22 protein-coding genes are annotated in these 22,886 nt (G+C 51.1%); 11 read left to right on the top strand and 11 right to left on the bottom strand.

Features of this window, described 5'->3' with window-relative positions; genetic code table 11:
* Window positions 1-110: 110 nt before the first annotated feature.
* Genes dxs through xseB form a run of 3 tightly spaced genes read right to left on the bottom strand, consistent with a single transcriptional unit; the run spans window position 111 to window position 3,139 of the window.
* Complete coding sequence (dxs, locus tag ABD028_RS16780; protein ID WP_343846401.1) at window positions 111-1,982, bottom strand: 1-deoxy-D-xylulose-5-phosphate synthase; 1,872 nt, start codon at window positions 1,980-1,982, stop codon at window positions 111-113.
* A gap of 14 nt (window positions 1,983-1,996) precedes the next feature.
* Window positions 1,997-2,890 (bottom strand): (2E,6E)-farnesyl diphosphate synthase, encoded by an 894-nt coding sequence (ispA, locus tag ABD028_RS16775; RefSeq protein ID WP_343846399.1) that lies wholly within the window; start codon window positions 2,888-2,890, stop codon window positions 1,997-1,999.
* A 3-nt stretch (window positions 2,891-2,893) separates the two neighbouring features.
* On the bottom strand, window positions 2,894-3,139 hold the full coding sequence (gene xseB, locus ABD028_RS16770; RefSeq protein ID WP_343846398.1) for an exodeoxyribonuclease VII small subunit: 246 nt from the start codon (window positions 3,137-3,139) through the stop codon (window positions 2,894-2,896).
* Between the two features lie 319 nt (window positions 3,140-3,458).
* Between xseB and pomA the strand changes: the two genes are divergently transcribed.
* A complete protein-coding gene (gene pomA / locus ABD028_RS16765; RefSeq protein ID WP_102795648.1) occupies window positions 3,459-4,223 on the top strand; it encodes a flagellar motor protein PomA in 765 nt (254 codons plus the stop codon).
* A 5-nt stretch (window positions 4,224-4,228) separates the two neighbouring features.
* Window positions 4,229-5,167 carry a flagellar motor protein MotB gene (locus tag ABD028_RS16760; protein WP_343846396.1) on the top strand — a complete coding sequence of 313 codons (939 nt, stop codon included), beginning with the start codon at window positions 4,229-4,231 and terminating at the stop codon, window positions 5,165-5,167.
* Between the two features lie 280 nt (window positions 5,168-5,447).
* Here ABD028_RS16760 and ABD028_RS16755 read toward each other — a convergent pair whose 3' ends face one another.
* A complete protein-coding gene (locus ABD028_RS16755; RefSeq protein WP_343846394.1) occupies window positions 5,448-5,597 on the bottom strand; it encodes a hypothetical protein in 150 nt (49 codons plus the stop codon).
* An 82-nt stretch (window positions 5,598-5,679) separates the two neighbouring features.
* Here ABD028_RS16755 and thiI point away from each other — a divergent pair, with 82 nt between their 5' ends.
* Window positions 5,680-7,134 carry a tRNA uracil 4-sulfurtransferase ThiI gene (gene thiI / locus ABD028_RS16750; protein ID WP_343846392.1) on the top strand — a complete coding sequence of 485 codons (1,455 nt, stop codon included), beginning with the start codon at window positions 5,680-5,682 and terminating at the stop codon, window positions 7,132-7,134.
* A gap of 35 nt (window positions 7,135-7,169) precedes the next feature.
* Here the strand turns inward: thiI and ABD028_RS16745 are convergent, their stop codons facing one another.
* Entirely contained in the window at window positions 7,170-7,568 is a 399-nt protein-coding gene (locus ABD028_RS16745; protein WP_343846390.1) for a rhodanese-like domain-containing protein, read from the bottom strand.
* A 104-nt stretch (window positions 7,569-7,672) separates the two neighbouring features.
* Between ABD028_RS16745 and ABD028_RS16740 the strand changes: the two genes are divergently transcribed.
* The gene (locus ABD028_RS16740) at window positions 7,673-8,641 is read left to right on the top strand and encodes a helix-turn-helix domain-containing protein (protein ID WP_343846388.1); all 969 of its coding nucleotides are present in this window, start codon (window positions 7,673-7,675) and stop codon (window positions 8,639-8,641) included.
* On the opposite strand, the gene ABD028_RS16735 is transcribed toward ABD028_RS16740, so the two are convergent.
* The 4 genes from ABD028_RS16735 to ABD028_RS16720 are packed head-to-tail and all read right to left on the bottom strand — an operon-like array spanning window position 8,616 to window position 11,162.
* Window positions 8,616-9,500 carry a ketopantoate reductase family protein gene (locus ABD028_RS16735; RefSeq protein ID WP_343846386.1) on the bottom strand — a complete coding sequence of 295 codons (885 nt, stop codon included), beginning with the start codon at window positions 9,498-9,500 and terminating at the stop codon, window positions 8,616-8,618. The genes ABD028_RS16740 and ABD028_RS16735 overlap by 26 nt on opposite strands.
* Window positions 9,497-9,883 (bottom strand): VanZ family protein, encoded by a 387-nt coding sequence (locus ABD028_RS16730; protein ID WP_343846384.1) that lies wholly within the window; start codon window positions 9,881-9,883, stop codon window positions 9,497-9,499. The genes ABD028_RS16735 and ABD028_RS16730 overlap by 4 nt, the downstream gene beginning before the upstream one ends.
* Complete coding sequence (locus ABD028_RS16725; protein WP_343846382.1) at window positions 9,876-10,577, bottom strand: TIGR01621 family pseudouridine synthase; 702 nt, start codon at window positions 10,575-10,577, stop codon at window positions 9,876-9,878. The genes ABD028_RS16730 and ABD028_RS16725 overlap by 8 nt, the downstream gene beginning before the upstream one ends.
* Before the next feature lie 30 nt (window positions 10,578-10,607).
* Complete coding sequence (locus ABD028_RS16720; RefSeq protein ID WP_343846380.1) at window positions 10,608-11,162, bottom strand: Hpt domain-containing protein; 555 nt, start codon at window positions 11,160-11,162, stop codon at window positions 10,608-10,610.
* A 225-nt stretch (window positions 11,163-11,387) separates the two neighbouring features.
* On the opposite strand from ABD028_RS16720, the gene gshA reads away from it, so the two are divergent.
* The 4 genes from gshA to ABD028_RS16700 all read left to right on the top strand — a co-directional run bounded on the left by gshA (window position 11,388) and on the right by ABD028_RS16700 (window position 16,138).
* Window positions 11,388-12,986, top strand: coding sequence for a glutamate--cysteine ligase (gshA, locus tag ABD028_RS16715; RefSeq protein WP_425542128.1), 1,599 nt, complete (start codon window positions 11,388-11,390; stop codon window positions 12,984-12,986).
* A 127-nt stretch (window positions 12,987-13,113) separates the two neighbouring features.
* Entirely contained in the window at window positions 13,114-13,737 is a 624-nt protein-coding gene (locus ABD028_RS16710; RefSeq protein ID WP_343846378.1) for a transglycosylase SLT domain-containing protein, read from the top strand.
* A gap of 118 nt (window positions 13,738-13,855) precedes the next feature.
* Window positions 13,856-14,071 carry a DUF4287 domain-containing protein gene (locus ABD028_RS16705; protein ID WP_343846376.1) on the top strand — a complete coding sequence of 72 codons (216 nt, stop codon included), beginning with the start codon at window positions 13,856-13,858 and terminating at the stop codon, window positions 14,069-14,071.
* 126 nt (window positions 14,072-14,197) lie between these two features.
* Window positions 14,198-16,138, top strand: a complete 1,941-nt coding sequence (locus ABD028_RS16700) for a sialate O-acetylesterase (RefSeq protein WP_343846375.1) — start codon at window positions 14,198-14,200, stop codon at window positions 16,136-16,138.
* 7 nt (window positions 16,139-16,145) lie between these two features.
* On the opposite strand, the gene ABD028_RS16695 is transcribed toward ABD028_RS16700, so the two are convergent.
* Both ABD028_RS16695 and smrB read right to left on the bottom strand, forming a co-directional pair.
* Complete coding sequence (locus ABD028_RS16695) at window positions 16,146-18,731, bottom strand: GGDEF domain-containing protein (protein WP_343846374.1); 2,586 nt, start codon at window positions 18,729-18,731, stop codon at window positions 16,146-16,148.
* 121 nt (window positions 18,732-18,852) lie between these two features.
* Window positions 18,853-19,410, bottom strand: a complete 558-nt coding sequence (gene smrB, locus ABD028_RS16690) for an endonuclease SmrB (protein WP_343846372.1) — start codon at window positions 19,408-19,410, stop codon at window positions 18,853-18,855.
* A gap of 136 nt (window positions 19,411-19,546) precedes the next feature.
* On the opposite strand from smrB, the gene prmB reads away from it, so the two are divergent.
* From prmB to ABD028_RS16675, 3 genes are read left to right on the top strand one after another with little or no spacing between them, the layout of a single operon-like run.
* Window positions 19,547-20,473: a 50S ribosomal protein L3 N(5)-glutamine methyltransferase gene (gene prmB, locus ABD028_RS16685; RefSeq protein WP_343846371.1), complete on the top strand. Its 927-nt coding sequence runs from the start codon at window positions 19,547-19,549 to the stop codon at window positions 20,471-20,473.
* A gap of 10 nt (window positions 20,474-20,483) precedes the next feature.
* On the top strand, window positions 20,484-21,587 hold the full coding sequence (gene aroC / locus ABD028_RS16680; protein WP_343846370.1) for a chorismate synthase: 1,104 nt from the start codon (window positions 20,484-20,486) through the stop codon (window positions 21,585-21,587).
* Window positions 21,535-22,773: an MFS transporter gene (locus ABD028_RS16675; RefSeq protein WP_343846368.1), complete on the top strand. Its 1,239-nt coding sequence runs from the start codon at window positions 21,535-21,537 to the stop codon at window positions 22,771-22,773. Before aroC ends, ABD028_RS16675 begins: the two co-directional genes overlap by 53 nt.
* Window positions 22,774-22,886 lie beyond the last annotated feature (113 nt).

Raw genomic sequence — 22,886 nt, 5'->3', positions numbered from 1 at the left:
CTCCTTTAGCCAGCGAAAGTAACAAATATCGTCAACTGGCTGTAATGATTTTAAGTTGTGAGGTGGGCGCTAGAACAAGATGCCGGACTACCCGGCATCTGCTGGAGACGTTAATTTGGGGTGGTTAGAAAAGCCTGGACCTGAGCTTGTATGCCAGGGCCGTCGATTTGCAGTTCTGCATACATCTCTTCCTGCGTGCCCTGCATAATAAAACTGTCGGGCAGGCCAAGTGTCAGTAAGCGGCTGCTCAATTGCTGGCGGTGCAATGATTCACCCACTGCGCTGCCCGCACCACCTTGAATGGCACCGTCTTCCAATGTGACCAGCAATTTGTGCTGCTGGGCCAATTGTTTAATCAGCGCATCGTCTAAAGGTTTGACAAAGCGCATATCTGCCACCGTGGCATTGAGTTTTTCTGCTGCCTGTAGTGCACCGGGCAGCAAAGTGCCAAAGTTAAGAATGGCAATGTCCTGGCCCTCCCGTAACACTTTGCCTTTGCCAAGCTCCAGGGCCTGCATTTGTTCTTGTACTGCCACGCCCATACCTTGACCACGAGGGTATCTTACTGCCGCAGGACCGTTATGCAGATGGCCGGTATACAGCATCTGGCGGCACTGATCTTCATCTGACGGCGTCATAATCAGCATATTGGGAATACAGCGCATAAACGGAATATCGAAAGCACCCTGATGGGTAGGGCCATCCGCTCCCACCAGTCCGGCGCGATCAACGGCAAAAAGCACCGGCAGGTTTTGCAGTGCCACATCATGGATCAACTGATCGTAGGCACGCTGCAGGAAGGTGGAATAAATGGCCACCACAGCGTTATAGCCTTCTTTGGCTAAACCTGCGGCAAAGGTCACCGCATGTTGCTCGGCAATGGCCACATCAAAATATTGCGCAGGATACTGCTGGGAAAACTTCACCATACCCGAGCCTTCACGCATAGCGGGTGTAACGGCCATTAACTTTTCATCCTTGCTGGCCATATCGCATAACCAGTTGCCAAAAATGGCCGAGAAGGTCGGGCCTGACGCTTTCGCTTTAGGCAGACTGTTGTCACTGGGGTTAAATTTAGGTACGGCATGGAATTTAATCGGATCTTTTTCCGCTTCTTCGTAGCCTTTACCTTTTTTGGTCACCACATGCAGAATATGCGGGCCACTCATTTGGCGCATATTACGCAGGGTATCCACCATACCGTTCACATCATGGCCGTCGATGGGGCCGATATAATTGAAGCCCAGCTCTTCGAATATGGTACCAGGTACCACCATTCCTTTAATGTGTTCTTCGGCGCGGCTGGCAAACTCCTTGATAGGAGGTACGTTGGAGAGCAGTTTTTTACCGCCGTCGCGAATGGAGTTAAAGAAACGCCCGGTCAGCAGCCTGGCCAGGTGACTGTTAAGGGCTCCGACATTCTCTGAAATCGACATTTCGTTGTCGTTGAGTACAACTAACAAGTCTTTTTTAATATCGCCAGCATGGTTCATCGCCTCAAACGCCATGCCCGCAGTCATGGCACCGTCGCCAATTACTGCAACGGTTTTTCGCCCCAACCCTTCTTTTTCTGCCGCCACCGCCATGCCTAAAGCGGCGCTGATGGACGTCGAGGAATGGCCGACGGCAAAGGTATCGAATTCACTTTCCAAAGGCCAGGGGAAGGGGTGCAGCCCACCTTTTTGCCGGATACTGGGCATGCGTTCCCTTCGTCCGGTCAGAATTTTATGCGGATAGGCCTGGTGGCCCACATCCCAAATCAGTCGGTCAAAGGGCGTGTTATACACATAGTGCAGCGCCACGGTTAATTCTACCGTGCCCAATCCAGAGGCAAAATGGCCGCTGCTCTGACTGACACAGGTCAGCAGATATTGGCGCAGCTCCTTGGCCAACTGGCGCAGTTTATCCTGAGGCAGCTCACGTAATTGCTGCGGTGTATCGGCCAGAGCCAGAATGGGGTAATGGGCTAAATCCAGAGTCATGTGCACTTATTATTTTAGTGGTTACGGTCAATGATATATCCGGCGAACGACCGCAAAAGATCCGTATTGTAAGGTAAAGGCTGCAAGGCTTGAAGTGCTTGCTGATAAAGTTGCTGTGCAAGCCCTTTGGCTCCTTCCAAACCCAACAGCGCCGGATAGGTACTTTTGTTTAGGAATTGGTCAGAACCCTGACGTTTTCCCAGTGTTTGCGTATCGCCGGTCACATCGAGAATATCGTCTTGCACCTGAAATGCCAGGCCAATGGCACCGGCAAATTTCTGCAGTTGCAATCGCTGCTCAGTAGGCGCGTCAGCCAAGATGCAGGCCAGCTCTACTGAAGCAGTGAGCAAAGCCCCGGTTTTGCAGCGGTGCAAAATTTCCAGTTGCTGAATATCGATTGGTTTGTCAGTGGCGGCCATATCCAGTGCCTGTCCGCCGCACATGCCCTGATATCCAGACGCTTTGGCCACGGCACTCACCAGGTGGATGCGCCTTTGCTGGCATTCTGCGCTCAGAGGGTAATCGCACAGCAGACTGAAAGCCAGGGTTTGCAGGGCATCGCCAGCCAGTATAGCGGTCGCCTCATCAAACGCGATATGACAAGTGGGTTTACCGCGGCGCAGGTCATCGTTGTCCATCGCGGGCAAGTCATCATGCACCAGGGAATAACTGTGGATACATTCAAGGGCCATCGCGGCCGCATCCAGGTCTTCCTGTCTGACCTTAAGCATACTGCCTGTTGCGTATACAAGGGCAGGCCTGACGCGCTTGCCACCCATCAGCAATGCATACCCCATGGCGTCTTTGAGCCTGGGAGCTAGATCCGGCAATCCCTGAATCTGAGTCTGCAACAGATGGTTGATTCTGGCCTGATACTGGCCGAACTCTTCTAGCCAATCCTGTGACATGTTTTATTCGCCAGCGTCATCAAAGGGAACTAATTCAGCCTGACCTTGTTTTTCCATCAGGATGCTGACCTTTTGCTGTGCCTGACTTAGTTTTGACTGGCTGTGCCGGGTAAGTTCTATACCTCGTTCAAACTGGGCTAACGCCTCTTCAAGGGGCAAATCGCCGCCTTCCATTTGCTTGACTATGCTCTCAAGTTCGGCAAGGGATTGTTCGAACGACAAATTTTCAGTTTTCTTTCGGCTTGTCATAGGTGTTTGCTGGCTATTGATTGCCCGTCAAAACAGGTGCTGGCGGGGCTGGGAACTGGCTTCGCACCTTACCCGAGGGGGCAATTATGGTCAATCACTTTTACCCCCGGCAAATTGTTGCTTTAGAAAGATTCTGGTGGGTCGATAAATTGGTGAGCCAAGTCAATAAGTTAAGATTGGCCCCTAGATCAATATAATGATTTCTGAACATTGTCGAATTCGGCGAGTTACGGCAAACTTGTTATGGGAATATGCTTTAGGGCATGTTTATCAGAAAAATAGCTAATCTGGTGATAGTCGCGCATTCGGGGAGGACGGAGTGGATTTAGCAACCCTTATCGGCATGTTGGGTGCCGTTGGTTTTATCATTATGTCCATGATCCTGGGTGGCGACATTATGATGTTTGTCAACGTCCCCTCTATCCTGATCGTATTTGGTGGCTCGCTGTTTGTGGTGATGAGTGCGTATACCATGGGGCAGTTCTTTGGCGCTGGTAAAATCGCTGTCAAAGCCTTTATGTTTAAAATTGAGGCGCCTGAAGAGTTAATCGAAAAGATTGTAGAAATGGCTGATGCCGCCAGAAAAGGCGGTTTTCTGGCCCTGGAAGAAGCAGAAATCAGCAACCCTTTTATGCAAAAAGGTGTAGACATGCTGGTGGATGGTCATGATGTAGATGTCGTGCGTGCCACGTTGGCTAAAGACATCAGTCTGACTTCAGAACGGCATGAATTTGGCGCATCTATCTTTAAAAGCCTGGGGGATATTGCGCCTGCCATGGGCATGATAGGTACATTAATCGGTCTGGTGGCCATGCTATCGAATATGGATGACCCAAAGGCCATCGGCCCTGCCATGGCGGTGGCTTTGCTGACCACTTTATATGGCGCGTTCTTTGCCAACGTAGTGGCTTTACCTATTTCACAGAAGTTGGGTAACCGTGCTGGCCAGGAAAAGCTGAATCAAAGCTTGGTACTAGATGGAATTCTGGGTATTGCCGATGGTCAAAACCCCAGAGTGATCGAAGCGCTGCTGAAAAATTATCTGGCTGCCAGTAAGCGTGCCACGGGCGACACCGAGGAGTAGGGCGAATGGCAACTGAAGAACAGGAATGCCCCAAATGCCCATCCGGGCTACCGGCCTGGATGGCAACCTTTGCCGACCTGATGTCGCTGCTGATGTGCTTTTTTGTTCTGTTGCTGGCCTTCTCAGAAATGGATGTGCTGAAGTTTAAGCAAATTGCCGGCTCGATGAAGTTCGCGTTTGGGGTGCAGAATAAAATTGAAGTCAAGGATATTCCCAAAGGCACCAGCGTAATTGCCATGGAATTCAGACCAGGTCGACCCGATCCCACCCCCATTGAGAATATTCAGCAGCAAACCATTGAAATGACCCAACAGATGTTGGAATTTCAAGCGGGTGACGAGGACTCCGCCGGTGGCCGTCAGAAACAACGCGGCACTCAACGTGGTGGAAAATCACAGCAAACCGCGCAGGAAACCGCCAGTAGCTCGTCACAGGCCGCCAGTCAGGAACAAACCAACGAGTTGGTAAAGAAAATCGCCCAGCAGATGGAAAAGCAGATTCTTGATGGCGCCATTGAGATGGAATCCCTTGGGCAGCAGATTACGATTCGCATCCGTGAGAATGGTGCGTTTTCCGCGGGTTCTGCGTTTCTGCAACCCCAATTTATTCCGGTACTGCGCAAAATTGGCAGCCTGCTGGTGGATATTCCGGGTCGCATTGAAGTATCAGGGCATTCGGATAACCAGAACATTGCCAATGAACTTTATCGCTCCAACTGGGACTTGTCGGCGCAACGCGCCGTTGCTGTAGCCGAAGCCATGCGTGGTGCCGAAGGCTTTGATGAATCCCGAATGACCGTGGTGGGCATGGCTGATAATAAACCGCTGGCACCAAATAATACCGCTGAGGGAAGAAGTCGTAACCGCCGGGTGGAAATCGCCATTAACCAGGGCTCGCCGAAAGAGTCCAAGCCCATTTCCATTGTTGAACCGGAAGGGAGTTAAGTGGTCAGTAAATCAGTCGTCAGTCGTCAGTCGTCAGTTGGCATAGCCGGGGGCGACCTGAACTGCCAACTGGATAGTAACCACGGATTTTGAAGCTATTGTTGTTGGGCTTAAGCCCAACCCACAGTGGGTCGAAATTGATTTCGACAGCAAAGTTCGGATAAACACAAAGAGTCAGAGTAGATTCCGACAGCAAAACCCAGTCCAAGCGCCGTTGGTCGGACTTGAGTCCGACGGGATGTAAGCCGTCAGAACTGAGTGGTCAGTAATCAGTAATCAGTTAGCAGAAATCCGTTGACAGAGCATGAGCGCGAGTCAGACTGAACTGCCAACTGCCAACTGCCAACTGCCAACTGCCAACTGCCAACTGCCAACTGCCAACTGCCAACTGCCAACTGCCAACTGCCAACTGCCAACTGCCAACTGCCAACTGCCAACTGCCAACTGCCAACTGCCAACTATGGCCGAGTCTGCTATACTCCGCGCACTTTTGCCCTAGGTTGTACCCGTCGATGAAATTTATTCTTAAGCTGCACCCGGAAATCTCCATCAAGAGCGACTCGGTGCGCCGCCGTTTTACCAAGATCCTTGAATCCAATGTGCGTAATATTTTTAAGCCGTATGAATTCAAAGTGGCGGTGTGGAATAAATGGGACAAGCTAGTGATGGAAGCCAGAACCGAGACGCCCGAGCAGGCTGCTTTGGTGGTGGACCAGCTTAAACGCATTCCGGGTATCGAGCAGTGTCTGCAGGTACGACAAAGTGAATACCAAGATCTGGACGATATTTATCAGCAGGTCAAAGCCGTTTGGCACGACAAGCTCGCTGGTAAAAGCTTTGCGGTCAGGGTTAAGCGCCGCGGCAAACACGAATTCAGTTCGGTGGACGTGGCCCGTTATGTGGGCGGCGGCCTGAATCAGCATTGTGAAACCGGCGGCGTTAATCTTAGCAAGCCCGATGTGGTGATAGAGCTGGAAATTGATAAAGAGCATCTGCTGATTATCGATGACAGATTTAAATGTCTGGGCGGTATGCCATTGCCCACCCAGGAAGACGTGGTATCGCTGATTTCCGGTGGCTTTGATTCCGGCGTGGCCAGTTACCAGATGATTCGTCGTGGTGCCCGCACCCATTACTGCTTCTTTAATCTTGGTGGCAGGGAACATGAAATCGGGGTTAAGCAGGTGGCCTGCTACTTATGGAAACAATACAGTACTTCGCACCGGGTTAAGTTTATTGCCGTGGATTTTGAGCCAGTGGTGGCGCAAATTCTGGAACGGGTGGATAACGGCCTGATGGGCGTGGTGCTAAAACGTATGATGATGCGCGCCGCCAGCATTGTCGCGGATAATCTGGATATCTCGACTTTAGTGACAGGCGAGGCATTAGGCCAGGTATCCAGCCAGACCTTATCTAATCTGGCGGTCATTGACCGGGCCACAGAAAAATTGGTGCTACGGCCGCTGATTTGTTGGGACAAGTCAGACATTATCAGTCTGGCCAGACAAATCGGCACCGAAGATTTTGCCAAAGGCATGCCGGAATATTGCGGTGTGATATCCAAAAAGCCCACGGTCAGAGCCATCCTCAGTGAAGTCGAGGAGCAGGAAGCTAAACTGGATGCCGATCTGGTGGACCGTGCGGTCAAAGCATCCAATGTGCTGGATATTCGCCGTATGGCGCAGGAAACTGAAGCCGAAGTTCCGCAGGTGCAAACCAGCGATGCCTTACCCCAGGGGGCAGTGGTGCTGGATATCCGCAGCCCCGAGGAGGAGGAAGACAATCCTCTGACGGTGGACGGTCACGAGGTGAAAACCCTGCCGTTTTTCCGTCTGGCCAGTCAGTTTGGCGATTTGGATCAAAGCCAGGAGTATTATCTGTATTGCGCCCGCGGAGTGATGAGCCGTATGCAGGCTTTACTGTTGCATGAACAGGGCTATCAGAATGTTAAAGTGTATCGCCCCTGATGCCGGCCTCCCTGGCCGGGCAAGGCTGATATAGGCTATAGGCTGGCGAAGCCGAATTTTTCATCCCGCCAGCCTTCAACACCACCAATCATTATTTTGACCTGAAAGCCAAACCGGGCAATCAGCTCGGCAGCCTTGTCTGCACCGTTACAATGCGGCCCTGCACAGTAAACTACAAATGCTTTGCCAGCACACAGATCCTGTAAAACGGCGGGACTCATCTGTGTTCTGGGCAGATTCATCGCCCCTGGCACATGCTCACGGGCATAGGCATTGGGGCCACGTACATCCAGCAACACAAAGTCAGGTTGTTCCTTTTTCATGGCTTCCTGTACATCGGCGCAATCGGTTTCAAATGCCAGTTTGGCGGCAAAGTGTCGCTGAGCTTCTTGAGGAGCGGCGGCGGGAATACGCATTACTTCAGATGGTGTCATATCATTCTCCTGTTTTTACCCTCACAGCGAGGATATGTGCATTAAAACAGGGGCAGCAGTTGCAGAACATTGACCTGTTTAACAAAAAAAGTTAATTTTCAGCCATGAAAAATAGCACAGCACATCACGTTGCTATCTGTGTTTATGACGGCTTATCCATGCTGGAATATGGTGCGGCGGTGGAAATATTTGCCTCCCATGGCCGTGACAGGGGCGACTGGTACCAGACACAAGTGATTGGTACCGATCACAATCGCATCCGCTTAAGTGGCGGTGGCTGGCTGGAAGTGGATAAAATGATTGGCTCCCTGGCTGACTTTGACACTATCCTGATGCCGGGCTGGCGTCATATCGATGCCGAGGTTCCAGAACCACTCATCCAGGCATTGAAACAAGCCAGCGAGGCTGGCAAGCGCTTGGTATCTTTTTGTTCGGGGGCCTTTGTGCTGGCAGCCGCTGGAGTATTGGATGGAAAATGCGCCACTACCCATTGGAAGTATGCCGAGGCTTTTGCCCGCCGTTTCCCGGCGGTGAAGTTGCAGATAAACCGCCTCTATGTGCAGGATGGCAATGTCCACACCTCTGCAGGCAGTGCGGCTTGTCTGGATTTATCGATTCAGCTGATTCGTGAAGATTTTGGTTTAGAGCAAGCCAATCGCACCGCCAGGCGTCTGGTGGTGCCGGGCCATCGGGATGGTGACCAGCAGCAGTTTATCGAACTGCCGGTGCCTAAACGGCGAGGTGAACTGAGCAAAACCCTTGAATGGGCTATACAAAATCTGGCGGCAGGATTAACGGTGGAGCGATTGGCGCAGCAGAGCCATATGAGCCGCCGGACCTTTGATCGCAAGTTCAAGCAAAGCTTTGGTCTAAGCGCCAAACAATGGCTTTTAAATGCTCAACTGGAACAGGCCAGATACTGGCTGGAAAGCTCTGACTTACCTGTTGAGTTGGTGGCGCAGCAATGTGGTTTTGCCACTGCTTTATCTTTACGACTGCACTTTGAGAAAAACCTGGGGCTAACCCCCAGCCGCTACCGAAAGCAATTTAATTTGCTGGCCTGCCATGCTTAATTGCCTGCCAAAGTGCCTGATGTTGGGGTAAAGACATACCCCGCTGCGCCGCAGAGCGAACCAGAAAGCCGTTGATATAATCCACCTCCGTTTGCCGCCCATGGGTAAAATCCTGATGCATAGATGAGAAGTTAGCAGCAGTGGCGTTAATCACCTCGGCAACCTTGTTATTCAAATCATCAGATCCCGGAATGCCAAGGTTTTGCATAAGCTTGGCGGTTTCCTGATTGAGGGCCTGGATCTGCACCTGAAACTCCGCTGATGCCAATTCACCATTACGGATATTGTGCAGGGCGGTAAGGGGATTAATCACTGCGTTAATAGCCAGCTTAGCCCACTGCAAAGGACGAAGGTCCCGGTGCCATTCGCTGGGTGGCAACAGGTTGGTGATTAGCTGTTGCACTTGCATCATGGTATCACTGTCAGGCTTTTGTACCCAACTCAGATCGGTCTGCCCGCGGCCGGTTTCCTGTACCCTGATGCCTTGTTTTAGCGCGGCCAGCCGGGTTATGGCCAATGCAACGGGGTGGGCAGGCAAGAGTGCACGGCACTCATGTTCAGTGCCAAGACCGTTATGCAACAATATCAGTGGCTGTGAACTGAGGGACGGCTTAAGGGATTTCAGTGCTGGCAGTATCTGATAGGCCTTGAGTGGCAATATCAGTAACTCACTGCCACGCAATTGCTCCTGGCTGATTGACGGGGGCGTGAAAGTATCCAATCTGCCATCAATTGACTGAAAATGGATAGCTTGCAATTTAGTATCTCGGCCGATCACTGCATAATCCACCCCCGACCATTGGCAACGGGCCGCCAGCAAGCTGCCGATCGCCCCCTGGCCCAGGATCACTACTTTCATTTACGCTTGCCCATTAGTTTTTGCATCAGCCTGACAAGCAGAATCAACAGGTAACCCAGAGCAATGCCAAGTAAATTGGCCTGTAAATCTTCCCAGCTACTGTGACGATGTGGCACCCAGTGCTGAGACAATTCACTGAGTACGGCAAACAACACCAGCATGCAAGCCTGCCAGGCAGGGTGATAGCGCAGGCTATACCAGCATAACCAGGTCAGGCCAAGGAAAAAGCTAATGTGGTGCTGTTTGTCATTGCTGCCGTCAACCAGTAAATACTGGGTGGGTAACCATAACATGACGCAGAACACCGCCAGTGCCAGCAGCATTAAAATGAAAATCCATGGATGTTTGACGCGCCTTGCGATCTTGCTTCGCCAGCTAGCCATGCATGCCCCCTATATTGGCTAACTGTGGCCATCTAAGTGCCCAGGGCGGAGTAAACTTCTCCACTTCCCGGTTGTATTCCGGGCTGTTAAAGTGTTGTTCTGCCGCTGGCTGGCAGATAAAACTGAAGGCATTGTTTTGGTAGGTAAATCTTAGGGCCAGAGCGTGCAGATAGGTGCGATCGGCTGGTGTAGCGCCATAATGTGAGTCGCCCAGTATGGGCGCGCCAAGGCTTTTCATCATTACCCGAATTTGGTGGGTTTTACCTGTGTGTGGCCGTACCACAAAAAGCCGCAAGCCGTTCCCCAGTCCGGCACTGAAAAACTGACTGACTGCTGGTGACAATTTGCTGGTGGACAGCTTCCACTGACCACGCCTGGCTTTTTGCATATCGCCAATCACGGCACCTTGTTTCTTAGCCGGTTTCTTGTCTGACAGGGCAATATAGTATTTTTCCACCTGGCGTTTGGCGAACAGGCCAGACAGCGCTGCTGCTGTGTCAGCATTTTTGGCTATGAGTACCAAGCCTGAGGTGACTTTATCCAATCGGTGCACCGGCCACAACGGACGGCCACCCAATTGTTGGCTAAGCATGGTCACCAGGCCGATGTTCTGGCCTTCCTGATGCATACCAATAGTGGGCGGTTTATGGACGGCGAGGAAATCGGGGTGGTCAAAATGTACGTCTAAGGTCATGCAATGGCCAATGGCAACTTAAGGGAGCCCCTACAGTTGCTGGATGAATTTTATGGCCTGATGGTACTCCAAGTCGCTGATGAGGTCATGTAGCTTACCGCGATTTTCCTCCGTCAAAGACAAGCTGCCCAGTAAACTGTCCAATTTGGACGGAGAGATAAATTCGTTGCTTTGCAGCATAGCGACCAGTGTTTGGTAAGCCTGCGGATCAGCCGTTGCTTCTGTGACTGCAGCGCTGACCAAAGAGGGACCCGACAAAAGCGCCTGTATCTCTGCCAGGGTCGCATCTAAATCATGAGTAAAGGCAGGGTAATGCTGCATTGCGTCAGCGGATGCCGACTTAAGGCCGTGCTCCAATGTCGAAGCACTTTGATATAAAGGCGTCATGCCCAGATTGCCAGCCACGCCTTTAAGGCTGTGTACCAATTGTCTGGCTTCCTGCCATTTTTTGTCGGTCATCAGTTGCCTGGTGTGCTCAGCAGTCAGGCCGTATTGGTTAACAAAGCGTTTGAGCATATTGTTCAATAGTTGCTTGTCGCCCCCTAATTGCTGCAAGGCAAATTCCATATCCAGATACTGAGCCATCCGCCCCTCCTGCATTTCGTTCGTCCAATAACTTCTTACACTTAATGTTAACAGGAAATCGGCAAGGTACGAGGCGAATGAAATATCTATGCGCTATTGCCGGTCGCCATTTATCTGGCGTTTCAGCCCTTGTATCGGACAACAACCATTTGTTCGGTTGGCAAGGCTTGAAATAAGATTAATACTACCCATCTATGGGGTCTTGTATCCAAACTAGGATCAATTTTGCAGCAGACAACAATGACTTTTGCCGAGCGCCTGGCCAAACTGAGCCAGGCTGATATTGCTGATTCGCTGAAAGGCGTACTGCGTGGTATAGAAAGGGAAACGCTGAGGATTAATAGCAACGGCAGTATTGCTCAGACGCCTCACCCCAAAGCCTTGGGTTCCGCCTTGTGCCATGAATATATCACCACCGATTTTTCTGAAGCACTGCTGGAGTTTATTACTATACCGCACGCCGACCCCCGCCAGGCGCTGGCGCAGTTGCGTGATATTCACAAATTTGTATTGGAACGTATTGGCGATGAACGACTGTGGCCAATGAGCATGCCCTGTTACATAGAGAGTGAAGACAGTATTCCCATTGCCCAATATGGCAGCTCGAATGTCGGCAAGATGAAAACCTTGTACCGGGTGGGGCTGAAAAACCGCTATGGCAGCATGATGCAAGCCATTGCCGGTGTGCATTTTAATTTTTCCCTGCCGCAGGCATTCTGGGATAAATGGTTACCAGCGGTGTCTGCCACAGACGCTGATCAAGATGCTGTATCGGCTGCCTATTTTGACATGATCCGCAATTATCGCCGCTTTTGTTGGTTAATTCCTTATTTGTATGGCGCGTCACCGGCATTGTGTGGCTCCTTTATTAAAGACAATCAGTCCAATCTGCCGTTTGAGCGTTTGCCCACCGGTTCCTATTATCTGCCTTATGCCACGTCACTGCGCATGAGTGATCTGGGTTATACCAACAAGGCCCAATCTGGTCTAAATGTTTGTTATAACCAACTGGACAATTATGTTGCGTCGTTGCGCCAGGCCATTAATACCCCGTCTGCTGATTACGCCAAATTTGCCGGCAAAAAAAATGGGCAATACCAACAGTTAAACAGCAATGTATTGCAAATCGAAAACGAGCTTTATTCTCCCATCCGGCCCAAACAACCCACACGTAAACTGGAAAAGCCCACGGATGCGTTGGCAGAGCGGGGGGTCAGTTACATTGAGGTGAGGGCGCTGGATGTCAATCCATTCAGTGATGTGGGGATTAGTCTTGAGCAGTTTTATTTTCTTGAAACTTTTCTCGTGTATTGTGCCGTTTGCCCAAGTGCTGAAATGCGTGGAGAAGATTTCGCAGAAACCGAACGAAACCTTCGCTCCGTGGTAGTGGAAGGTCGCAAACCTGATCTGATGCTGAGTCATAATGGCCAGAGCCAAACGTTGCAAGACTGGGCGCAGGAACTGCTTAAGGGCATGGCAGAGGTGGCTGTGATATTAGACAGCGTGCAGGGAGGGGATGCTTATCAAAGCGCAGTGCGTACTGAACTGGACAAAGTTCTGGACCCATCGCTGACGCCTTCAGCCAGGATTCTTCAGCATTTGAAAGACACAGGACAAGGTAGCGGCGCCTATGCGCTGGAAATGGCAGAGTATTACAAACAGACGCTGGCGCAGCATCAGTATAGTTATCACAGCGAAGCTGAGCTGGAGCAACTGGTGGCCGATTCGTTAGCTGCACAGGCAGAAGGGGAGCGCCAGGATAATGTTTCTTTTGATCAATTCCTGCACGACTATTTTGCAGTGGCTGACAGAACCTGTGCCTGATTGCGCCTCAATCGGGGCTGAAAAAAGACAAAAAAAAGCCTGGCTTCAAAGCCAGGCAACAATTTACAAGGGACACACTCAAACACACAATCATTGAGAGTCACGCTAAAGGAAGAAGTTCAGTCCGATGCAAAAAAAAATTTTATTCCCGTTAATCTGTTGTCTGCCTTTGTTGTTGGCGGGCTGTGCCACCAGTCCACCTAAGGACAGCAGCAATATCTGTGAAATTTTTTACGAAAAACGTGACTGGTACGATGCGGCTTCTGATATGAAGGATAAATGGGGGGTGCCTATTCATGTGCCCATGGCAATGATGTATCAGGAAAGCTCTTTTCGCCACGATGCCTTGCCACCCAGAGACTACGTATTTTTTGGTTTGATCCCCTGGGGAAGAATCAGTTCAGCCTATGGCTACTCTCAAGCTAAAACTCCCACCTGGCAAGACTACGTGCGTGAAACCGGCAACGGTTGGGCGTCGCGGGAAGATTTTGATGATGCCATGGATTTTATGGGCTGGTTTATCAGCAAAACCCACAAGATTAATGGTGTGTCCAAATGGGACGCTTATGCTCAATATTTGAATTATCACGAAGGTTGGGGCGGCTACAAGCGCAAGACCTACAACCAAAAAGCCTGGCTTAAGAAAGTGGCAGGCCGGGTGAAAGAACGATCGCAGCGCTATGCTGTGCAACTGAAATCCTGTCAGGAAGACCTGGATAAAAGTTGGCTGTGGCGCATGATCTTTGGTTAAGCCTCGATACACCGGATAGGCAAGTTATACCGTTGCAGTTAAAAAAAGTTAGGCCCATAGTCGATCTCTGATGCAGGTAAACGACTGATAGATAGTGTTTAACTGTAAGGAATCGACCGTGACTGACACCAAAGGCCCAGCCTCCTACTTTCCCTCCATTGAAAAGAAATATGGCCAATCTATTCAACACTGGCTGTCATTGTTGGACAGCCTGCATGGGTTGAAACATATGGAACAAGTAACCTGGCTCAAGGAACAGCATCAAATGGGCCATGGTCATGCCAATGCGTTGGTGGCCTATAAAAGGTCGACAGACTCTGGCTTACGGAATTGAGTATCAATTTGATGAAATCTGTTAATCCCTGAACTGGCGGTTGCCGTACATCGGCAGGTTTCGCATTATCCCCTTGGTACTGGCTTACCCATGGTCAGTTGCCAGAGAAACCAAGGAGATGACTTGATGCGGGTGTTGTTTTTACTGATTGTGGCGCTGTTATGTTGCAGCAAAGACGCCTTTGCACAGCTCAGGCTACCAGCGCTGCTGTCTGATGGCGCGGTGCTTCAGCGGGATAAGTCGTTGCAGATCTGGGGCTGGGCCAGTCCTGAAGAGCGCATCAGTCTGATATTTGATCATCTGCATCTAATCGCCACGGCTGATAGTCAGGGGCGCTGGCAAATCCAATTGCCTGCACAGCAAGCCGGTGGCCCTTACACCTTCAAGTTTGTCGGCCAATCACAACAGATTCAGCTTAACGACCTTTACTTTGGGGATGTCTGGCTGGCATCCGGCCAATCCAACATGGAACTGCCGGTTCGACGGGTGCTGGAAAAATACCCGCAGATGGCCAAACGTAAAAGCTTTCCCCTGATCCGCCAGTTTTTGGTACCCAGAGCCTATGATTTTCAGCATCCCCATGAAGATTATCCGCAGGTGGCATGGCGCACAGCCAGTGTTGAGCATATTCAGGATTTCTCCGCATTAGCCTATTTTTTTGCCGAAGCGCTTACCAAAGCCGTGAATGTCCCCATTGGTATCATCAATAGCAGTTACGGCGGCTCGCCGGTGCAAAGCTGGATGAGCGAGCAGGCACTGGCAAATTTTCCCGATGAGATGGCGACTGCCAAATATTTTCGCAACCAGGCTAACATCGACGCACTGGAAGCCGACAATCAGCAAAAGCATCAGCAGTGGCACCAATTGGCTGACCATCAGGATTTGGGCCTGTTGAGTGACCCTGCCTGGTACAGTGCCACGTTGCAGGACAAAGATTGGCCAAGCCTGCATATGCCTGGCTTTTGGCAAGAACAGGGCGAGTCGTTTTCGCATGGCGTATTGTGGTTGCGAAAATATCTTCATCTGACTCAGCAGCAAGCCAAACAAACCGCCATATTGCGACTGGGCAGTATCACTGATGCGGACCAAACCTATATCAACGGCCAGTTGGTCGGCAATACCACCTATCAGTACCCGCCGCGTATTTATCAGGTGCCGGCGGGGCTGCTTAAAGAGGGGGAAAATACTCTGACCATCAGAGTCTTAAGTCATCGCGGACAAGGGGGCTTGGTGCCGGATAAGCCTTACGAACTCAGATTAGTGGATGAACGTATCGATTTAAGCGGAGACTGGCATTACCAGATTGGCACTGACATGCCGCCGCTGGCCAATGCTGAGTTTATCGCCTGGAAGCCGCTTGGCTTATTCAATGCCATGCTGGCCCCCGCCACCCGTTTTGCCATTAAAGGAGTGATCTGGTACCAGGGCGAGTCAAACACTGGTGCACCACAGCACTACGCAGACATGTTTATGGCGCTGATCCAGGACTGGCGCTTGAAATGGCAGCAACCCGCTCTGCCTTTTGTGTTTGTCCAGCTTTCGGCCTTAAACCCTTACCAACATGAGCCGGTGCAAAGTAACTGGGCAGCGTTACGTCAGCAGCAATTGCAGTCTCTGGCGCTGGATAATACTGCCATGGCCGTTAGCTTTGATTTAGGCGAATGGAATGATATTCACCCATTGGAAAAAAAGCGGCTGGCACAACGAATGGCCCTGGCAGCCAGGCATCTGACTTATGACGAGGGCGACTTGGTGTATTCCGGTCCACTGTTTTCACATCTAATCCGCAAGAAGAACAGCCTGCTGCTTGCCTTTAACCATATGGGAACTGGGTTGACGGCTAAAGGCCAGACCTTGACCGGCTTCACCCTGGCAGGTAGTGATGGCAGATTTGTTAACGCCAAGACCAGAATTGACGGACGATATGTCAGATTATGGTCAGATGAGATTTCAGAGCCTGTCGCGGTGCGTTATGGCTGGCAGGATAACCCCCAGGATGCCAACCTGTATAACCTGGAAGGGCTGCCTGCCTCTCCATTTGAAGCAAGGCTGATGCCCAATAACTAAAATTACGTTATGTATCAGTGATAGAGTGCGGCTGCGATGCGGTAGAGGATTCAAGGCAAACCCGGTTACGTCCCTGACCTTTGGCCTGATAAAGGGCCTGGTCTGCGGCAATGAGCGCATCGTCAAAGTTTCTTTGAATGGCATTAAAACGCGCTACGCCGAAACTGGCGGTAATACTGACTGACAGTCTCATGGTTACTTGCAGGGGGGTGTCCTGAATAATGCCGCGTAATTTTTCTAACAGATTGATGACCTGAGCTTGATCCGAATCAATGAGCATCAGGGCGAATTCTTCGCCACCCATGCGGCCAAATACATCGCCTTTGCGGATATGCTTGCCGATAAGGTCGGTAAAGTGCCGAAGAACCTTGTCACCCACATCATGGCCATAGGTGTCGTTAACCTGTTTAAAGTGATCAATATCCGTAATGGTGACAAATACCTTGTGACTTCCTTTGCGTTTAAACCGGCCCCATTCCCGCTCCAGTTGTTGCAAAAATGCCCGCCTGTTGGCTATGCCGGTCAGCTCATCGGTCAGCGCCATGGTCTGGAAGCGCAGTTCCAGAGTCTTTCTTTCGGTAATATCCTGCGCGCTTCCTTCAAACCAATGGTGGTTGGCAGTGGATACCTTGGCTAACTGATGAAACCAGCGTATCTCCCCGTCTGTCGTAACAATGCGATGCTCTATATTTAACTCGCCGGTTCGAACTGCCCAGGCCATGCCATCTTTGAGGGCTTGTTTTTCTTCCTCAGGAACCAGCCCCAGTAGCGTGTTAAAACTGGCCTCAACCGCGCCGGGCCTGTATCCGTAAAGCTCAAATAAAATATCTGACCAGCTCATATCGCCAGTCACCAAATTACCATTCCAGTAGCCCAACTTAGCGGCCCGTTGCGCACTTTGCAGTTTTTGATTGACCAGGCGCATGCTTTGTTCAAGGTGTTTATGGTCAGTGATATCTGTCATATAGCCAAACCAGACCACCTGGCCATCCTCTAACTGGTGGGGCCTTGAGTGAATCTCCCGCCAACCTGCTCTGGGTTTGACCACTCTGAATTCATACCGCCAACTTTTACCCAGGATACTGTTTTTCAGGATGGTCTTAACCAGCTTGCTCACATCATCAGGATGAACGTTGGTCAGACCATATTTAGCATCCTCTTTTAATTTTTCAGCAGAGACGCCAAGCATTCTGACCATGCCCTGATTAACATAAGGAAAGTGACCGTGGCCTTTTTTGTCGAGGATGAACTGATAAATGGCACCGGGGATTTGCTCTGAGACACGGTTTAAAAAGGTATAGGTTTGCGTCAGCTCTTGCTGGGTTTTGATGGAATCAGTGACATCCAGATGGGTACCGCACATACGCAGGGCCCGGCCGCGTAAATCCCACTCAATAATTTTGCCAGTTGACTGAATGATGCGCCAGTCGCCAGACTTGTGATACATCCGATATTGGCAACTGAATTCGTGGGTCTGCTGGTTCAGATAGTTATCCATGGTGTTTTCAATGATGCGCAAGTCCTCTGGATGAACCAACGAGATAAACTCCCCCAGTGAAATTTCCCGTCGTTGATGAGACAACCCCAGCAGATGATGCCAGCCAGAATTAACCAGGACTCGCTGGTCCTGCAAACGCCAGTCCCAGGTGCCGATATTGGTGGACTGAATGGAGTATTGCATTTGCTCTGATTCCAGTCGGCTTTCCATTGCCGATACCGACACAATCAAGGCAACCAGAGCAAGGCTGTTGACATAAAACCAGGTGCCAAGAGGCGGATTCTGCAAGCTTGAAAAAATTCCCTGATGATTTAATGCTGCATAGAAGGCTAACGCCGAAAAGCTTAGCACCACCCAGGATGTGGCAGCCAAATTGGTACGCAGGGCAATCCAAAGCAGGCCGAGCACCGGCAGCAGGGCCAATGCAGGAGCTACCGGACTGTACTCAAATACAAACAGTTCTAAGCCAATGAGTAGCATCATGCCAAAGACCAGCAAGTTAGACGCATTAAGCAGCGCCGCCAGACGGTTTAGATTGAACACCAGCAGCGCAATGCCAAACACCAGCATGCCGGTAATGTCACCGAGAAACCAGGACAGAGCTGCAGATGGGAAATCCTGCTGTGGGATCACGCCATTGAGGGTCAGTACGCCAACCCCCATTAAGGCCATCAACAATGGGCAGCCAATTACAGCAATAAGGGTAAAGTAATAAAAGTCTTTGCTGCGTTCCATTTGCACGTCGAAATGCAGGCGCTTAAGCAGGTAGCAAGCAAAATAAATGGCAGACAAGGATGCTACGCTAATCGTTAAAGACAGGAGGAATCCGTATCCTGTCACCACCATTTCCTGGAAGATGCCGCCCAGTAGTATCGCCGGCCACAGGCGCATGTCCCAGCGCAGCAATAGCGCAACGGCGATACCCACAGGGGGCCATATCAGGCTGATATTGTAAGTGAGGGTGGCGAGTTTAACGCCTAAATAACTGAACAAGGCGTAACTAAACGCCAGAACCAGAAATTGTACGGCATAATTCAGCGTTTTTTGTAGCTGGCTTGTTTCACTGACGCTAAGGTGCTTAAAGCGCTCGGGCATGCATGATCCACTGACTACTGTTCCCTGATGTTATGCTGACAGTCTAGTCGAGGATCTGGTTGTGGGAAATTTTAAACCTGTTGACCTTTTGATTCGCTGCTGAAAAATCTTACTCAAAAGGTCAACAGGCTTTAAGTAACACCAGCAGCGCGCCATTGCCGCCCCATTCCAGCGGTGCCTGATGAAATGCCAGTACGTCGGGGTGTTGTACCAGCCAGTTGGGTACGGATTTTTTTAATATATGTTCACCTAAACCGTGCACTATGCAAACACAGTAGCAATGTTGTTTGACAGCAGTATGCAGTAAGGCGGCGATTTCCAGTTTGGCGTCATCGCGCTTCAAGCCATGTAAGTCCAGAATCAGGTCCGGTGGGTAGTCGCCACGGCGCAGGCGTTTTACTTCATAACTGTCACTGCCGGGCTTGGTGTATTTAATCGGCTGATTTGGGTCAAACCAGGCCTCAAAACCGTCAGAGAAAGCGAAACTGGCCGCTGCCTGACGGGCCTGGCGTTGCGCAACACTGTGCTGGTTAGTCCGGTTTTGTCTAAGGTCTGCGGTTTTATGCTTGCTGGCCGGTGGGCGAGGGGGTATTTTGTCCTGCTTGATACGTCTGACGCCCTGAACTTCGCTGCGAAACAGCGATAACTCTTCTTCGTTCAGATCGGATTTCTTGGTCATAAGGTAGAGAGCCAGGGCAAAACTGGCGGCATAATAGCAAGCCTGTGCTCAAGGGCAAAGTTTGGCTGACTTTACTATCGGCAGTCGGTCAGGTAACTGGCATAATAGGCGCGCATTTTTTTTCAGGTAGAGATTTATGACAGACAAGCTTAAATGGCCAGATGCCGTCACCGACTTACAAACAATTCTGGATATGATGCGCTGGGCCATGAGCCGTTTTAATGAGGCAGGCTTGTATTTTGGGCATGGCACCGACAACGCCTGGGACGAAGCGGTTTGCCTGGTACTGCAGGTATTGCATCTGCCGCAGCAGGATCCGGCTGCACTGTACAACGCACGTCTAACCCAGTCAGAAAAGCAGCAGGTGGTAGAACTGGTGCAGCGGCGGGTGGATGAACGTATCCCGCTGGCGTATCTGACTAATCAGGCGTGGTTTTGCGGTTTACCATTTTACGTGGACGAGCGCGTACTGGTACCACGTTCGCCCTTTGCCGAGCTGATTATCAATCAATTTTCACCCTGGCTGGACTTTGAGCCGGACAACATACTGGATATGTGCACCGGTAGTGCCTGCATTGCCATTGCCGCAGCCCATACCTGGCCAGACGCGCAAGTGGATGCAGTGGATATCAGCGCGGATGCGCTGCAGGTGGCGGATATCAATATTCAGGAGCACGGCCTGGGCGACAGGGTATTCCCGATTCAATCGGATCTGTATCAAAACCTCGGTGGTCAGCGCTATGACCTGATCATTGCCAATCCTCCCTATGTGGATGCCGAGGATATGGCTGATTTGCCCGAAGAATTTCACCACGAACCCGAACTGGGTCTGGCGGCCGGTTTTGACGGGCTGGACCTGGTGCATCAATTACTCAAAGATGGGCCGGATCATCTTAGCGAGCGGGGCTGGCTGTTTATTGAAGTGGGTAATTCCATGGTACATATGGAACAGCAGTATCCTGAGCTGCCATTGAGTTGGCTGGACTTTGAACAGGGTGGACTGGGTGTGTTTGCCATCAGCCGTGCTGATCTGGTGGCCTATTGGAATCAACAAGCAGGATAACAACAAGACTATGGCTGGAAATCATTTTGGCAGACTTTTCACCGTGACCACCTTTGGTGAAAGCCACGGCATTGCCATCGGCGGTGTGGTCGATGGCTGCCCACCGGGGCTGGCGTTAAGTGAAGCTGATCTGCAGGTAGATCTGGACAGGCGCAAACCTGGCACCTCTCGTTATACCACGGCCCGTCGTGAAGATGACGTGGTAAAAATACTCTCCGGCGTATTTGAAGGTAAAACCACCGGTACGTCCATTGGGTTACTAATCGAAAACACCGACCAACGTTCCAAGGATTATTCCAATATCAAGGATATTTTCCGGCCTGGTCACGCCGATTATACCTATCAGCAGAAATACGGCCTGCGTGATTATCGCGGCGGCGGTCGTTCCAGTGCCCGGGAAACTGCTATCCGGGTGGCGGCGGGTGCCATTGCTAAAAAATACCTGAAGGACAAACTAGGTATTGAAATCACTGGTTATTTGTCGCAGTTGGGGCCAATCAGGCTTGAACCGGTGGATCTGGCCATTACCAACGACAATCCGTTCTTTTGTGCTGACCCTGGCAAGCTGGACGCGCTGGATGAATATATGCGCGACCTGAAAAAATCCGGTGACTCCATTGGTGCCAAGGTGTCAGTGGTGGCCCGGAATGTGCCGGTGGGGTTGGGCGAACCGGTGTTTGATCGCCTGGATGCAGATATTGCCCATGCCATGATGGGCATCAATGCGGTAAAAGGTGTTGAAGTAGGCGACGGTTTTGCCGTAGTGGAACAAAAAGGCTCCGAACACCGTGATGCCATGACGCCAAACGGTTTTGCCAGCAACCGAGCCGGCGGCATTTTGGGGGGAATTTCCAGTGGCCAGGATATTCTGGTGCATCTGGCCTTAAAGCCCACATCCAGTATCAGTGTGCCGGGCGACACCATCGATATACAGGGCAACGCGGCCGAGATTGTGACCAAGGGCCGTCACGACCCTTGCGTTGGTATCCGCGCCGTGCCCATTGCCGAAGCCATGCTGGCGTTGGTGCTGATGGACCATTTCCTGCGCCATCGTGGGCAGAATGCCGACGTACAATCACACACACCTATTTTGCCAGGACATCTTTCTGAGTAACCTATCATTACCTGGTCGCGGCCCGCTGATTTGGCTGGCCCTGGCCTACCTGCTGTACTTCGGTCAACTTGGGGTATTAACCCCTTATCTGGCCATGTTTTTGGATGGCCGTGGTTTAAGCTCGGTAGAAATCGGCCAGTTGCTGGGCCTGATTACGCTGACCCGTATTTTGGGGCCGAATCTATGGGCCAATCTGGCTGACCGCAGCGGTAAATGTCTGCGTATCCTGCAACTGGGTGCACTATTGGCCCTGGCCAGCTTTTTTGTGATTTTTTTCGCCGACGGTTTCTGGGGCCTGACCTTATGCTTCGGCCTGATCATGATGTTCTGGACCGCCATCATGCCACAGATGGAAGTGATCACCCTCAACAGTGTCGGCGGTGATGCACATCGTTATAGCCGTATTCGCCTGTGGGGCAGTATGGGCTTTATTCTGCTGACCATCAGTGCCGGGCGCTTAATTGACTGGTTTGGTACCGAAGTGTTACTGGCCATTTGTGTCAGCTTGCTGGCTGCCTTGTTGCTGGTCAGCAGTCGCTTACGTGAGCCGCAGCAGGTGCCGGATGATACGCCGCACACCGGGTCTATCTGGAGTAAAATATACAGCCCGGTGTTTCTGGGCTTTATTCTGGCCCTGTGTTTATTGCAAGTGGGCTTCGGCCCCTATAACAGTTTCTTTACCTTGTATATGAAAGACCTCGGCTACAGCGGTTTACAAACCGGTCTGCTGTTATCTTTGGGGGTGGTCGCCGAGATCCTGATTTTTCTTAAAGCTGGTCGCCTGATTCAACGTTTTGGTATAAAGCAGATGCTGCTGGTGAGTCTGATCCTGACCGTGATTCGCTGGTGGGTATTGGCGCGCTTTGCCCACTTCCCTGGTATTCTTATTCTGAGTCAGTGTATTCATGCTGCCAGCTTTGGCCTGACTCATGCCACCGCCATTCAGTTTATCCACCGCTATTTTGGCCGCCGCTTCCAAAGTCGCGGTCAGGCCTTGTATGTGAGTCTGGCGGGAGGACTGGGGGGCGCTATCGGTAATTATGCTGCCGGGCTGCTGTGGAACCAGGGCCAGGGTGCTGAACAGACCTTTATTGCTGCGGCTATGGTGGTGGCGGTGGCCCTATTGGTGATTGTGCTGATCCCGGCCAGAAAACTGCAATGTGAAGAAATACCCAGGCCGGTCTGACTCAGACCGGCTCACCCCAATACAGCTTTTTACAAAGCACAACATCTCGCCACACAGCTCTCACAGCTCTCAGACACTGACTTGATTATTCTGATGTCACACTCAAAACATCA

The sequence above is a fragment of the Bowmanella denitrificans genome, from assembly GCF_039522935.1.
GTDB lineage: Bacteria > Pseudomonadota > Gammaproteobacteria > Enterobacterales > Alteromonadaceae > Bowmanella > Bowmanella denitrificans.
This window is presented reverse-complemented; position numbering and strand designations above follow the sequence as displayed.